14 protein-coding genes are annotated in these 13,147 nt (G+C 62.7%); 6 read left to right on the forward strand and 8 right to left on the reverse strand.

The window, feature by feature from the left end; genetic code table 11:
* The first annotated feature begins 163 nt into the window (after positions 1-163).
* Complete coding sequence (locus NKH42_RS19735; RefSeq protein ID WP_352505585.1) at positions 164-955, forward strand: glycoside hydrolase family 25 protein; 792 nt, start codon at positions 164-166, stop codon at positions 953-955.
* 80 nt (positions 956-1,035) lie between these two features.
* The gene (locus NKH42_RS19740) at positions 1,036-2,208 is read left to right on the forward strand and encodes a lytic murein transglycosylase (RefSeq protein ID WP_352505584.1); all 1,173 of its coding nucleotides are present in this window, start codon (positions 1,036-1,038) and stop codon (positions 2,206-2,208) included.
* 80 nt (positions 2,209-2,288) lie between these two features.
* Here the strand turns inward: NKH42_RS19740 and NKH42_RS19745 are convergent, their stop codons facing one another.
* Positions 2,289-3,182 (reverse strand): LysR family transcriptional regulator, encoded by an 894-nt coding sequence (locus tag NKH42_RS19745; RefSeq protein ID WP_352505582.1) that lies wholly within the window; start codon positions 3,180-3,182, stop codon positions 2,289-2,291.
* Positions 3,183-3,305: 123 nt separating this feature from the next.
* Between NKH42_RS19745 and NKH42_RS19750 the strand changes: the two genes are divergently transcribed.
* Positions 3,306-4,037 carry an SDR family oxidoreductase gene (locus NKH42_RS19750; RefSeq protein WP_352505581.1) on the forward strand — a complete coding sequence of 244 codons (732 nt, stop codon included), beginning with the start codon at positions 3,306-3,308 and terminating at the stop codon, positions 4,035-4,037.
* Positions 4,038-4,117: 80 nt separating this feature from the next.
* Here NKH42_RS19750 and NKH42_RS19755 read toward each other — a convergent pair whose 3' ends face one another.
* The gene (locus tag NKH42_RS19755) at positions 4,118-5,338 is read right to left on the reverse strand and encodes an alanine racemase (RefSeq protein ID WP_352505580.1); all 1,221 of its coding nucleotides are present in this window, start codon (positions 5,336-5,338) and stop codon (positions 4,118-4,120) included.
* A 225-nt stretch (positions 5,339-5,563) separates the two neighbouring features.
* Here NKH42_RS19755 and NKH42_RS19760 point away from each other — a divergent pair, with 225 nt between their 5' ends.
* Positions 5,564-6,481: a DMT family transporter gene (locus tag NKH42_RS19760; protein ID WP_352505579.1), complete on the forward strand. Its 918-nt coding sequence runs from the start codon at positions 5,564-5,566 to the stop codon at positions 6,479-6,481.
* A gap of 460 nt (positions 6,482-6,941) precedes the next feature.
* On the opposite strand, the gene metF is transcribed toward NKH42_RS19760, so the two are convergent.
* A complete protein-coding gene (gene metF / locus NKH42_RS19765; RefSeq protein ID WP_254819012.1) occupies positions 6,942-7,859 on the reverse strand; it encodes a methylenetetrahydrofolate reductase [NAD(P)H] in 918 nt (305 codons plus the stop codon).
* Positions 7,859-8,881 (reverse strand): ArsR/SmtB family transcription factor, encoded by a 1,023-nt coding sequence (locus NKH42_RS19770; RefSeq protein WP_254819013.1) that lies wholly within the window; start codon positions 8,879-8,881, stop codon positions 7,859-7,861. Before NKH42_RS19770 ends, metF begins: the two co-directional genes overlap by 1 nt.
* A 139-nt stretch (positions 8,882-9,020) precedes the next feature.
* Between NKH42_RS19770 and tsaA the strand changes: the two genes are divergently transcribed.
* Both tsaA and NKH42_RS19780 read left to right on the forward strand, forming a co-directional pair.
* Positions 9,021-9,545 (forward strand): tRNA (N6-threonylcarbamoyladenosine(37)-N6)-methyltransferase TrmO, encoded by a 525-nt coding sequence (tsaA, locus tag NKH42_RS19775; RefSeq protein WP_352505578.1) that lies wholly within the window; start codon positions 9,021-9,023, stop codon positions 9,543-9,545.
* Positions 9,542-9,853, forward strand: a complete 312-nt coding sequence (locus NKH42_RS19780; RefSeq protein ID WP_254819015.1) for a DUF2293 domain-containing protein — start codon at positions 9,542-9,544, stop codon at positions 9,851-9,853. Before tsaA ends, NKH42_RS19780 begins: the two co-directional genes overlap by 4 nt.
* 231 nt (positions 9,854-10,084) lie before the next feature.
* Here NKH42_RS19780 and NKH42_RS19785 read toward each other — a convergent pair whose 3' ends face one another.
* The 4 genes from NKH42_RS19785 to NKH42_RS19800 form a co-directional block, all read right to left on the reverse strand.
* Positions 10,085-10,702 (reverse strand): MOSC domain-containing protein, encoded by a 618-nt coding sequence (locus NKH42_RS19785; protein ID WP_352505577.1) that lies wholly within the window; start codon positions 10,700-10,702, stop codon positions 10,085-10,087.
* 140 nt (positions 10,703-10,842) lie between these two features.
* Positions 10,843-11,964: a beta-ketoacyl-ACP synthase III gene (locus NKH42_RS19790; protein WP_352644751.1), complete on the reverse strand. Its 1,122-nt coding sequence runs from the start codon at positions 11,962-11,964 to the stop codon at positions 10,843-10,845.
* Positions 11,965-12,093: 129 nt separating this feature from the next.
* The gene (tam, locus tag NKH42_RS19795; protein ID WP_352687549.1) at positions 12,094-12,912 is read right to left on the reverse strand and encodes a trans-aconitate 2-methyltransferase; all 819 of its coding nucleotides are present in this window, start codon (positions 12,910-12,912) and stop codon (positions 12,094-12,096) included.
* On the reverse strand, positions 12,909-13,147 hold a 239-nt coding region (locus tag NKH42_RS19800), incomplete at its 5' end, for a hypothetical protein (protein WP_352974362.1). The genes tam and NKH42_RS19800, both read right to left, overlap by 4 nt.

The raw sequence follows: 13,147 nt of genomic DNA on the forward strand, positions 1-13,147 counted from the left end.
CTTGAATGCATGCGTCCCAAAACTGCGCAAGGGTTTGGGAAATGCATGAAACGAAGATCCAGGCGCGTCGCGTAAGTCGGTTTCAGACACGCTGCGCCCGGTCGAGGGGCCACCCGCGGAAAGACCCATCAGCGGCCGGCTGAAACCGGCTCGGGAAGTAGCGATGCGCCGTTTCGCGGTCCTCATCACGCTGATGCTGCTTGGTGCCTGCTCGACGGTCGAGGATCTGACGCCATCGTCGTCCAGTGCCCCGACGGTTGCGGTACGCGCGCCGCGTTTTGCCGATTCCGACCCGCATGAATGGGACAGCGGCGCACCGTGGAGCTATGCCGTCCACGGCACCGACGTCTCCAAATACCAGACCTCGATCGACTGGCCGGCGGCCAGGGCCGGCGGCATCTCCTTCGCCTTCATCAAGGCAACCGAGGGCGGAGACCGGTTCGATGAAGCTTTCAACGAGCATTGGAGCCGCACCAAGGCCTCGGGCATCCCCCGCTCCGCCTATCACTTCTTCTACTTTTGCACGCCGGCCGCGACCCAGGCGCGCTGGTTTATCCAGAACGTGCCCAAAGACAGCTCGGCGATGCCGCCAGTTCTCGACATGGAATGGAACCCGAAATCGCCGACCTGCAAGCTGCGGCCCGATCCTGCCACGGTACGCAGCGAGATGAGCACGTTCCTCGAAATCGTCGAAAAACACTACGGCAAGAAGCCGATCATCTACACGTCGGTCGACTTCTTCGAAGATAATGGTTTGTCGGGTTTCCGCGGCTACCCCTATTGGCTGCGCTCCGTCGCCGGGCATCCGCGCCAGAAATACGGCAGCCATCCCTTCACCTTCTGGCAGTATACCGGAACGGGCGTCGTGCCGGGCATGGCCGGAAACGCCGACATCAACGTCTTCAACGGCTCCGAAGCCGCGTGGAAGAAGTGGTTGCGGCAGAACACCCGTTGACACCGGGCCTGCCGCCTGCTTTTCGACACAGCCAATAACAAATGCCTGCAACCGCTGGTAATCTTTTCGGAAGGATGGCGATGCGATTGCGCTTTGGACTTCTCGCGGCGCTGCTCCTGAGCGCCGTGCCGGCCGCGGCACAGCAATGCGGCGGCGATTTCGAGGCATGGAAGCAGGGCGTGGCGGCGGAGGCCAGGGCAGCCGGCGTCGGCGCTGCCGGCCTTGACGCGCTGGAAAACGCCACCCTCGATGAGAAGGCGTTGGCACGCGACCGCGCCCAGGGCGTCTTCACCCAGACCTTCATCGAATTCTCGAACCGCATGATCTCGTCGCATCGGCTGAAGCAGGGTGCGGCCAATCTGCAAAAACATGCCGAGGTCTTTGCCCGCGCGGATCGCGAATACGGCGTCCAGGCGCCGGTCATTGCCGCCTTCTGGGCCCTGGAAACCGATTTTGGCGCCGTGCAAGGCGCTTTTCACACACTGAATGCGCTGGTGAGCCTCTCGTATGACTGCCGCCGCCCGCAGTTGTTCCGGCCGCAGATCGTGCCGCTGCTGATCTTGATCGATCGCGGTGTGGTGCCGGCCGACGTGACCGGTGCCTGGGCCGGCGAGATCGGCCAGACGCAGATGTTGCCTTCCGACTATCTCGGCCACGGCGTCGACGGCGACGGGGATGGCCTGGTCGACCTGCGCGGCAGCGCGCCGGACGTGATCATGAGCACGGCCAGCAAGATCCGGTCGCGCGGCTGGAAGCGCGACCAGCCCTGGATCGAGGAAGTCCGTGTGCCCGACAACTTGCCGTGGGAGCAGACGGGACGCACCAACAAGCTGCCGTTGACGCAATGGAGCCAGTGGGGCGTTACCAGGCCAGACGGCACGCCGCTTCTCGACAACGGCCTGAAGGCCGGCCTGGCGCTGCCCATGGGTCGCAAGGGGCCAGCCTTCCTGACCTACGACAATTTCGACGTCTATCTCGAGTGGAACCAGTCCTTTACCTATGCCCTGACAGCGGCAAATCTTGCCGCCCGGCTGGGGGGCGCTCCGCGATTCGATCCGCGCAACCCCGACCCGGGCCTCGACGGCGACCAGATGAAGGCGCTACAGACCAAGCTCGAGGCGAGAGGCTATGACGTCGGCACCGTCGACGGCATCCTCGGCACCAACACCCGCGAAGCGATCCGCAAGGAGCAGATGCGGCTGGGCTTGCCGGTCGACGGCTGGCCGACGCCGGAGCTGCTGGCCAGGCTGTGAGGATGGTGATTGGTAAAAAGAATGGCGCCGGAGCCGCATTGAGCACCAGAGCTACCACTATTCACCATTCACTATTCACATCACCGCCTCGCAAGCAGGAAATCGATGAAGGCTCGCAGCGGCGCGGGAACCTGCCGGGAACTCGCGTGGTATAAATAAAAGCCCGGAAATCTCGGCGACCAGGCTTCGAGAAAGCGGATGAGCTTTCCCGCTTCGATCCACGGCCGGACCTGATATTCCAGCATGTACGCCACCCCGACCCCATCCAGAACCGCCCCCATCATCAGGTCCGTATCGTTTACCGTCAGGCCGCCGCTGACGGCCACTTCCAAGGCACGCTGGCCTCGGGCGAACTCCCAGCGGTAGAGATTGCCGCCGCTCGGCCACTGGAAATTGATGCACTGGTGCTGATGCAGGTCCGCGGGATGGCGGGGTATCGGGCGATGCTCCAGATAGCTCGGCGCCGCCACTGCGGCCATCTCGAGTTCCTCGCTGAGCTTCACCGCCACCATGTCCTTGTGCAGCCGCTCACCCAGTCTGATTCCGGCATCGAAGCGACCTTCGACGATGTCGGTGAGCATGTCGTCAACGATGATGGTGAGGGCGATATCGGGATAGGCGCGGCGGAAGTCGCCGAGGATCGGCGCGATGAAACGCGTGGCGGCGATGCGCGGAACATTGATGCGCAGCGAGCCTGCCGGCCGGCCGCGTGATGCATGCGCGTCGGCGACGGCCCCTTCCAGTTCGCTCAACGCCGGCGCGATGCGGGCAAACAGCTTCTCACCCTCAGCGGTCGGCGACATGCTGCGCGTGGTACGGTTGAGCAGGCGGACACCGAGACGCTCTTCCAGCCCGCGTATCGTCTGGCTGAGTGCTGGAGGCGAAATTCTGAGCTTGGCCGCGGCGCGGACAAAGCTGCCCTCTTCGATGATTGTTGCAAATGCCGTGAGTTCGGAAAACTCGGTTCCGCGCATTATGTACCCCAGGCTTAATAAGTCAGTTAGATAATAGGCTATTCTCTGAGCAATAGCATGCCCCTAGCTATCGCTGGAACGCCGCTCGATCGGGGCGGCCGTATCCAGACGGAAGGAACAGCCATGCATCGTCCACTCGAAGGCAAAACCGCACTTGTGACCGGCAGTTCGCGCGGCATCGGACGCGCCATCGCGGAGGGGCTGGCAACCAAGGGTGCTGCCGTGGTCGTCAACTATGTCGGCAACGAGAAAGCCGCCAGGGAAGTCGTTGCCGCCATTGAAGGGAATGGCGGAAAAGCCGTCGCCATCCAGGCGGACGTCTCCAGCATCCCCGACATTCGCAGGCTGTTCGACGAAACCGAAATGCAGATGGGGCCAATTGACATCGTCGTCGCCAATGTTGGCGTCGCCGTCATAAAGCCGCTCGTCGAGGCTACCGAAGCAGACTTCGACCATGTGTTCGGCACCAATGCCAAAGGCACCTTCTTCACGCTTCAGGAGGCCGCGCGCCGCGTTCGCGACGGTGGCCGCATCATTGCCGTCTCCACCGGTGGAACCAAGATGTTTTTCACGCAGACGGCGCTCTATCTCGGCAGCAAGGGAGCCGTCGAGCAGTTCGTCCGCGTCCTCTCGCGCGAACTCGGCCCGCGCGCCGTTACCGTGAATGCGCTGTCGCCAGGCTTCACCGACACCGACCTGCTTCCGGAGCGGGACCGGGCCGTGGCCGCAGGCATGTCGCCCTTCGACCGGATCGGAGCACCGCGCGACGTCGCCGATGTCGCGGTTTTCCTGGCTTCGGACGAAGCTCGCTGGCTGACCGGCGAGAACATCCAGGCCGGCGGCGGAGTAGCCTGACTACGGGGAGGTGAATATGAATGGTGGTGACGATTCACCGAAGCGGACGGAACGCAAGAACTGCTTCCATTCACCATCAACTAATCGGCCATCGTCTCCAGGCTGGCAAACCCCTGCGGTGCATCGCCTTCGTCGAATGGCGTCGCCACCTCGACGAAAGTATCGGGATAGAAGCCGTTGAACCGTGTCCGGAGTGACAGCGAATAGGCGCCGATATGGCCGATCTCGATCCAGTCACCGGTATCGACGGTTTCGGGCAGCCAGAACGGCCGCGACAGTATATCCACGGAATCGCAGGTCGCGCCACAGACCTTGAACGGCACGATGGTCCTGTCCTCGCCATTGCGCGAGCGGATCGCCGGATCGGGGATGAAGCGTGCCGGCAGCGTGATCTTGCCGGTCCATGAATCCGACAGCGACGCCCAGATGCCGTCATTGATGTAGAGCCTTTTGCCCTTGCGCAGCAGCACGCGCACGATCAGCGACAGGCAGCGCGCCACGATCACGCGGCCGGGCTCGGCCACCAGCTGCATCTGGTCGAATTGGTACTCCTGGAGGTCGCCCGACAGCCGCGACATGATCTGGCCGAGCGACGGCATTTCCGGCTTGCGGCTGTTCGGATCATGACCGTATTCGGCGGGAAAGCCGCCGCCGACATCGAGCCCGGCAATGTCGAAGCCGACGCGGTTGCGCACCCAGTCGGCGGAGGCCAGCGCCCGCTCGTAGGTGTCGGGATCCTCGATCTGGCTGCCGACGTGAAAGCACAGCCCGACCTTGTAGCCGGTTCGGTTCAGCCGTTCGGCCAGTTCGACCGCATTGGCCGGTCCGGCGCCGAACTTCTTCGACAGTTCGTAGGCCGCCGAGCCTTTCGTCTGGATGCGCACGAACACGGTGATGGCGCCCGGATCGATGTCGAGAGCCCGCACCACCCTGGTCAGCTTGGTGATCTCGTCCTCATGGTCGAGCGAAATGACGCGAATGGCGTATTTTTCCAGCGCCAGCCTGATGTCCGACTGCGCCTTCACCGGGTGCATGTAGAGCATCTCGGCGTCCGGCGAGACGGCGCGCACGGCGGCGAATTCGCCGGGCGAGGCCACATCAAAGGCGCTGACGCCGGCCTCGACCAGCGCGTTGAGCACGATCTGCTCGCCATTGGTCTTGACCGCATAGGCGGTCTTGCCGGGAAACATGCCCATGAACTGTTTGGCGTCCGCCTTCAGCACCTGCGGGCGGAAGCAATAGATCGGATCGTCCGGGCGAAGCGCCAGCGCTGCCTCGCGGGCATTTTCGAATCGCTGCATGGACGAATCCCTTGACTGAGGCTGCGCACAATTAATCCAAGCTAGCGGCTAATGAAAACAATTCTATGTCTCGCCGCCCTGGCTTCGCGGCGCTACGCCGTTCTGTGCGCCGGTTATGAGCGAGCTAGGCCATCACTCAGGTTTCGGGTGGCCCTTGCCGCCGGACCGGTAGAGCGTGAACAGATGCCTGAAGAGAGCAAGGCATCTCGTCTGGGAGGACGACCAATGGCGATAGCTGCCACCACCACGATGCGCGGGCCGATGGTGCTCAAGGACTGGGCCCAGCTTCTGCTGCTCGGCGCCATCTGGGGCGGTTCGTTCTTCTTTGCCCGCATTGCGGTGTCGGAACTCCCTCCGCTGGTGCTGGTGCTGTTTCGCGTCGCCATCGCGGCGACCGCGTTGCAGCTCTACCTTGCGGTTCGCGGTCCGTCGTTTCGCCTCGCCTTGCCGCATGCCGGACTGTTTTTCCTGCTGGCGCTCGCCAACAATGTCATCCCTTTCTCGCTGATCTTTGCCGGCCAGACCGAGCTCGGCGCCGGTGTCGCCTCGGTGCTTAATTCGACCACGCCGTTCTGGACGCTGATCCTCGCCAACGCCCTGACCAGCGACGAAAAACTGTCGTGGAACAAGCTTGCCGGCATCGCCCTCGGTATCGCGGGGACGGCGGTGATGATCGGTCCTGGCCTTGTCGCCGGGCTCGGCGGGCCGGTCTGGGCGAAATTCGCGCTCATCGGTGCCTCGGTCTCCTATGCGGTTGCGCTGATGATCGCCCGCCGCTTCAAGGGTGTGCCGTCACCGGTCATTGCCGCCGGACAATTGACCTGCTCGACCATCATCATGATCCCGGTCGTTCTGTTCACCTATGACGCTGCCACTCTGTTTTCGGCCTCGCCGCCGGTATGGGCGGCGGTGCTGGCGCTGGCGCTGCTGTCGACCGCCTTCGCCTACATCCTCTATTTCAACCTCGTCGCCTCGGCCGGCGCCACCAACGCCTCGCTGGTCACGCTCATCGTGCCGGCCAGTGCCATCCTGCTCGGCTTGCTGTTCCTGGGCGAGCGGCTCGAACTGTTCGAATTGGCGGGCATGGCGCTGATTGCGCTCGGCCTCGTCACCATCGACGGTCGCTTGTTCGGGCGGCGTTAGAGCATGTTCCCCGACTCTCAGCTCGAAATCGATTCCGATTTCCGCCGCGGTAGCGCTGCCATGCTCGTTGCTGCCCCGGCTTCGCCACAAATTATTCACAGGTCCAACGCCGGCTTTTGACCAAGAGTTTCAATACCTAACGGCAAACGGCAGGTCGCAAATTCCACAATCTCGTCGCATTGCAGCAAAGTTTCTGCTTGCCTGTGGCACAAATGACCCTAGACTCTCGCCATAGCTCTTAAGAGGAGGCTATGACATGGGACTGACGAGGCCGATCAACGCATTGATGATTTGTGCTGCGTTTGCATTCATCGGCGCCCTCATTATGGGCGTCCTTCCATAAGGCCGCTGAGCGGGGGAAGACCAGCACCGAATATTACAAACCATTGAAAAGGCCGGGCATTTTGCCCGGCCTTTGCATTCCCCCGATCTTTGACATTTCAAAAAGGAGCTTGCCGCCTTACGCCGCGGCGGATCCCGCAGCCTCGACTTCGTGCGACCTGATGCCGATCATGTGGCAGATGGCGAAGACCAGATCGGCCCGGTTCATCGTGTAGAAGTGGAAATCGCCGACGCCGCGCTCGACAAGGTCCAGCACCTGCTCGGCGGCCACGGCAGATGCCACCAGCGCATGCGTTTGCGGATCGTTCTGCAGCCCATCGAAACGCTCGGCCAGCCATGCCGGCACCAAGGCGCCGCACCGCGCCGAGAAGTTGGCGACCTGGGTGAAATTGTGCACCGGCAATATGCCCGGCACGATCGGTATGTAGATGCCGGCCCGCCGTGCCCGCTCGACATAGCGCTCATAGAGATCGTTGTCGAAGAAGAACTGGGTGATCGCCCGCGTCGCCCCATTGTCGGCCTTGCGCTTCAGCATGTCGAAATCGGTGGCGAAATCCGGACTCTCCGGATGTTTTTCCGGATAGGCCGAGACCGATATGTCGAAATCGCCGGCGCCCTTCAGCGCATCGACCAGTTCGGCGCCATTGGCATAGCCTTCCGGATGCGGCCGGTAAGCCGCGCCGACGCCCTCGGCCGGATCGCCGCGCAGGGCGACGAAACGCTTGACGCCCATATCGGCGAACTCCCGGATCACCGCATCGACCTCGTGGCGCGCCGCGTCGACGCAGGTCATGTGCGCCGCCGGCGTCAGCGACGTTTCGTTGAGGATGCGCTTGACGGTGCGGGCCGTGCGCTCGCGGGTCGAACCACCGGCGCCATAGGTGACCGAGACGAATTTCGGCTTGAGCGGCTCCAGCCGGGTGACCGTGTCCCACAGCCTTGCTTCCATCTCGTCGTTTTTCGGCGGAAAGAACTCGAACGACACCCTGACCTTGTCGCCGATGTCGGGACGGCGGGAGAAGCGGAACTGGTTCATCAGGCGGTTTCCCCTATCGGATACGCATTGGCCGGTTGTCTGTCGTTGGAAGGCTCGGCAATCAGCATGCGCCGATCGCGGCCGAGCCAGAGTTTGACGGTGAGCTTGGCCTCGTTGCCACCGCGCGGTTCGAATTCCTGGCTGTCCTCGAGCTCGAGGCCGGCCTCGGAAAACCAGTCGGCGATTTGCCGGTCGGAAAAGCCGAGGCGCATATGCGCGTGCTCCTCGCGCAAGAACTCCAGCGTGTGCGGCGCGAAATCGACGATCACCAGCCTGCCAGCCGGGCGCAACAGACGCGCCGCCTCTCGGATGGCGCGGGCAGGATCGTCGAGATAGTGCAGCACCTGATGGATGGTAACGAGATCGAAGGCGTCGCGTTCGACCGGCGGCGCGAAAATGTCGCCCTGCCGCACCTGCGCATTCGAAATGCCGGCCTTGTCGAGATTGGCGCGCGCCACCGTCAGCATTTCGCGCGACATGTCGATGCCGATACCGCGCCGATAGAGCGGCGAAAAGATCTCGAGCAGCCGTCCGGTGCCGGTGCCGAGATCGAGCATCGACTGGAACGGCCGCTTGCCGACGAGCTTGATGAGGGCTGCTTCGACGGCGCGGTCCGGCACATGCAGCGAGCGGATATGGTCCCAGCTTGCGGCGTTGACCGAGAAATATTCGGCAGCCCGGTCCTGCCGCTTGCGCTTGACCGCGGCCAGCCGTTCGAGATCACGCTCGACCTGCGGATCGGCGCCGCGGATGCCGGAGACCAGCCTGAGCACAAAATCGCGCGACGTGTCGGAATCCGAAAGCCGGAAGAAAGCCCACGAGCCCTCCTGGTAGCGGCCGATCAGCCCTGCCTCCAGCAGCAATTTCAAATGCCGCGAGACGCGCGGCTGCGACTGGCCGAGGATTTCGGTGAGATCTGAAACGGTCAGATCGCCGCGCGACAGCAGCGCCAATATACGCAGCCGGCTGGATTCGGCAGCCGCCTTCAATGTATCTACCATCGTGTCGAGAGCGACATGCATGCGAGCATTCTCTTTGAAAAGATATAAACATATGTTTATGTCGGTTTTGATAGGCTTGCAAGCGCTATGTCGCTTCCGGACAAGAAAATGACGCATGCGCAGCGGATCGCGCAAAGCCGGATGCATCGAGGCGAGGCCCATGGTCGAAACGCGCAGCGGCGAAAAGCTCCTGGAAACCGACCCGGCAACGATGCCGCCGGATGGCCATGTCGTCTTCATCGGCCGCATCGCTTCGCCTTGGATCACGCGGGAGACTTGCCCCAAAAACATGAAGGCCGCGCGGGAGACGGGACAGCCGGCGCACTTGGTCATCGACCCGCTTTATCGTGAGGGCCTGCTTGGGCTGGAACGCGCCAGCCACGTGATCGTCCTGTCCTGGCTGCACCATGCGCCGCGGCAACTGATTATCCAGAAACCCCGCCATGCCATGGAGCCGAAAGGCGTCTTTTCGCTGCGCTCCCCTGCCCGGCCGAACCCAATTGGGCTGCATGTCGCCAGGCTGGTTGCCGTCGATATCGATACCGGCCGCATCGATCTCGATGCCATCGACGTGCTCGACGGCACGCCGGTCATCGACATCAAGCCCTACTTCGCCTCGACCGATGCCTTCGCCGCGGCGACCATGGCCGGGCGGGACGAGTTGTCCAGATCGGACGGGCAGTGAGCGCCCCGACCGGCCGCCGCCGCGCCATCGCCAAGGCACTGACAGCGCTCCTGCCGCTGGCGCCCTATGCCGACATGGAAAAGATCCGTGCCGATGCCGGCGCCGTGCACATGAAGACCTTGCCACCGAGCATTGCCGTGTGGCTGGCGACGATAGCGCATATTCGCCATGCCCATACCGACTACGAAAAGCTGCTGGCCGAAGGATATGACCGCGATTCCGCGCGCTTCTTCGTCATCGAGCAAACCAACATCGTGCTAACCCGCTGGCGTGCCACCCGTCTGCTCGATGATGAGGACGAGGAATAGAGCGATGGCAGACACACGCGTCGAGTTCTACGGCGCCCCCCTCTGTCCTGCCGACGTCAGGCCGGCAACATCGGAACTTTCAAAGCCAGAAACAAAAAAACCGCCTCGGAGGGCGGATCGTTGGAGCCAATTAGCACCATACCGAAATTAGTAGCATAGCTGCCGGCACAAAGCAAGAACAAAATACGCCGCGCGCGGCTTTGAGGCTTTGCCGGCTTGCCTAGCAAACAATCAGGCCCGGTAAATCCACTGCTCCGGCACACGCACCGAAATCTCCTCGCCGGCAGTGATCGTGCCGGGTTTCTCGACCCAGGCGACGAGCCCGCGCAACCGCTTCGCCGCTTTCGGGAACAGCAGCGCGCCGGCCTCGACGTCGGCCATCCCGGCATTCTCGGCGACCGACCTTCCCGCGATCCGGCAAGGCCCGTTCTGCGCGTCGACCTTGACGGTCGCGCCGCCTTTGAAGAACAGCAGCGTGCCGGATGGCAACATCGAGAGGTGCGGCAGGCCTTCGATCACGAGATTGGCGCCGATCCATTCCGGCTTGATCTCGGCGATGCCCATCCGTTCGGCGACAATTGCCAGTTCGTCCGCTGCCACGATCGACAATTGCCGTTCGTTGCGCATCTCGGTGCCGCGCGGATACCAGGGTTCCCGCCCGCCGGATCGCCGCGTCGTGCCGGCGTGGAAATCGCCGTCGATGCCGTCGAAGCCGAGCTGCAACATGTCCACTGCCCGTGTCTCGAAATGATCGAACGGTGCGAGGTAAAGCGCTGCCACCCTGGCGGCGAGTTTTCGCGCGGCCACGATCTCGACCGGAGTTTCGGCTTCGGGAAAAAGATCCAGCATGGGTTCGTGCCTCGCGTGATACGCGCAATTAGCCGCGGTCAGCTCATCAGGTCCAGTCGAAAGCGCTGATGCTCCGATCAAGCGGACTGATGCGATTTGCCAGGCGCGCTCCGATGCCGGTGCCGTCCGTGCCGAAATAGTCAGAGCATGCGCAACAGCGCGCCGCCGATCGAGTAGCCGGCGCCGAACGCGCAGAGCAGGCCGTAGTCGCCGGCCTTCATGTCGGCATGGTTCTCCGACAGGGCGATGATGGCGCCGGCGGCGGCGGTGTTGCCGAGGCGCTCCAGCACCATCGGCGCGCGGTCATGGTCGACCTCATGACCGAAAGATAGTTTCAGGATCATGGCGTTCATCCGCGCATTGGCCTGATGCAGCCAGAAACGCCGGATCGCTTGCGGCGTCAGCCCGTGCTCGGCCAGAAACTCGACGATGAATTTGTGGCCGGCAACGGTGACTTCCTTGAACACCTTGTTGCCGATCTGCTTGATCAGATTGCCTTCCAGATCGATCATGTACGGATCGTCCTGGGTGGCGCGGGTATAATAACCGAGATTGGTGCGGATGCTGTTCGACATCTGCGTCCAGGTACGCGTATCCAGCACCTCGAATCGGCCCGGCCGCTTCTCGCCCTGGGCGAGCCCTTCGACGACCATCGACACGGAAGCGTCGCCAAAGATGAAATGCGTCTGCCGGTCGCGAAAATTGAGATGGCCGGTGATGATCTCCGGCGTCGACACCAGCACGCGTTTGTGCGCCCCTGCCCGCACCAGGTTGACGGCGATGTGCAACGCGGCCGCCGCCGACGAGCAGCCAAGCCCCATATCGAAACCGGCGCCTTTCGTACCCAGTGCCTGCTGCATCTCGATGGCGATCGCCGGATAGGGCCGCTGATGGTGCGAGGCCGAGCAGATCACCAGGTCGATATCCCCTGGCTTCAGCCCGGCATGATCGAGCGCCTTGCTGGCCGAGGCGATGCCGAATTCGGCCTCCAGCGACAGCGCATCGTCGGGCCGCGCCGGGAAGCGCGGCGCCATGCGGGTCGGGTCGAGGATGCCCTCCCGTTCGATGACATGGCGGGTCTGGACGCCCGAGGCATGGACGATGAAGGCACTGTCCGATTTCTGCAGCAGCGGCTCGCCGGACACCTCGCGGCGGACGTTCTCCATGTCCACCCAGCTGTTGAAGCTGGCGACGAGTTCCTCATTGGTGATCGAAGCCTCGGGGATTTCAACGCCGATGCCGCTGATGATGACGCGATGCATTTTCAGTTCGTCCCGTGCGCAGGCGTTGCGGCTTCATGTCGGCGCCGCAAAAAGCTCGGCGCAACCTCTTTTGCACCTAGCCAGTTTATGCCGGCTTAAATCAAGTCCCTGGAAAGGGTCTAAAAGTTCCTAAGCAGCGCGCCGCGCCACGATGAAGAGACGGGGAAAGCGCAGCAACACCTTGCCGCTTGCCGTTTTCGGATAGGCTTCGCTGATCCTGGCCGCGTAGCGCTTCAGGAAAAGCTGCCGCTCGTCTTCGTCGAGCGGATCGAGGAACGGCTTCAGCCCCGTCGACTTCACCCATTCGACGATCGCCTCGGCATCGGCCAGCGGATGGTTGTAAATCGTGTGCCAGATATCGAGCCGATCCGAGAACGGCGACAGAAGGTCGTAATAGAACGAGACCGGCAGCAGCGGCGCGCGAGCCGCGCGCTCGAGCTTTTCGGTGAACGGCATCTCGGCCGCGGTCTCGCGCATCAGCCGGTGCGAGGGCTCAGCCATGTTGTCCGGCATCTGCACGGCAAGCGCGCCGCCGGGCGCCAAAAATCCCATCAGCCGCTGGAAGACTGCCGGATGCTCCGGCAGCCATTGAAACACCGCATTGGCAAAGATCACGTCGACGGGTTCGGTCGGCTGCCACGCCGCCGCATCCGCCAGCGCAAAGCTGACGCCGGGCAGACGCACTTTGGCCTTCTCGATCATGTCGGGCGAGGTATCGAAGCCGCTGATTTGCGCCTGCGGCCAGCGCGCGACCAGCAATTCGGTCGAATTGCCCGGTCCGCAGCCAATATCGACCACCCGGCGCGGTTCTGGCACCGGCACCTGCACAACGAGATCGCGCGCGGGCCGCGTGCGCTCATCCTCGAATTTCAGGTAGAGGGCGGCGGACCAGTCTTTTCCTGTTTTGAAAGTTAACTTTCCGCCCCGTGAATCTTTCTGTGCCGTCATAACGACTCGCCGCCATGCGTTGATTGACGTTCACGCATATTGCGTAGACCCTTTGACCATGAAAATGGGATTCCAAGAGACTCAAGCAGCATACGACAGCGGTTCGCAAAGCGCGAGAATCTGGACGGAGCGGTGGGCGTCAGAATGGCTGTGACCTTGCCCCTCTGATCTAATCCGGTTTGAAGTTCGTTCTGGCCCATCGAGAGGACCAGGACATGAAACGTAGCCGCTTCTC

Source organism: Mesorhizobium sp. M1142, from assembly GCF_040318565.1.
Classification (GTDB): Bacteria; Pseudomonadota; Alphaproteobacteria; order Rhizobiales; family Rhizobiaceae; genus Mesorhizobium.

What these genes read in the sequence shown, in the direction of transcription:
- metF (WP_254819012.1), bottom strand. Translation starts at nt 7,859, where the DNA reads ATGAACCAGTTCCGCTTCTCCCGCCGTCCCGACATCGGCGACAAGGTC.
- NKH42_RS19745 (WP_352505582.1), bottom strand. Translation starts at nt 3,182, where the DNA reads ATGCGCGGAACCGAGTTTTCCGAACTCACGGCATTTGCAACAATCATC.
- NKH42_RS19770 (WP_254819013.1), bottom strand. Translation starts at nt 8,881, where the DNA reads ATGCATGTCGCTCTCGACACGATGGTAGATACATTGAAGGCGGCTGCC.
- NKH42_RS19785 (WP_352505577.1), bottom strand. Translation starts at nt 10,702, where the DNA reads ATGCTGGATCTTTTTCCCGAAGCCGAAACTCCGGTCGAGATCGTGGCC.
- NKH42_RS19735 (WP_352505585.1), top strand. Translation starts at nt 164, where the DNA reads ATGCGCCGTTTCGCGGTCCTCATCACGCTGATGCTGCTTGGTGCCTGC.
- tsaA (WP_352505578.1), top strand. Translation starts at nt 9,021, where the DNA reads ATGGTCGAAACGCGCAGCGGCGAAAAGCTCCTGGAAACCGACCCGGCA.
- NKH42_RS19740 (WP_352505584.1), top strand. Translation starts at nt 1,036, where the DNA reads ATGCGATTGCGCTTTGGACTTCTCGCGGCGCTGCTCCTGAGCGCCGTG.
- NKH42_RS19760 (WP_352505579.1), top strand. Translation starts at nt 5,564, where the DNA reads ATGGCGATAGCTGCCACCACCACGATGCGCGGGCCGATGGTGCTCAAG.
- NKH42_RS19750 (WP_352505581.1), top strand. Translation starts at nt 3,306, where the DNA reads ATGCATCGTCCACTCGAAGGCAAAACCGCACTTGTGACCGGCAGTTCG.
- tam (WP_352687549.1), bottom strand. Translation starts at nt 12,912, where the DNA reads ATGACGGCACAGAAAGATTCACGGGGCGGAAAGTTAACTTTCAAAACA.
- NKH42_RS19790 (WP_352644751.1), bottom strand. Translation starts at nt 11,964, where the DNA reads ATGCATCGCGTCATCATCAGCGGCATCGGCGTTGAAATCCCCGAGGCT.
- NKH42_RS19755 (WP_352505580.1), bottom strand. Translation starts at nt 5,338, where the DNA reads ATGCAGCGATTCGAAAATGCCCGCGAGGCAGCGCTGGCGCTTCGCCCG.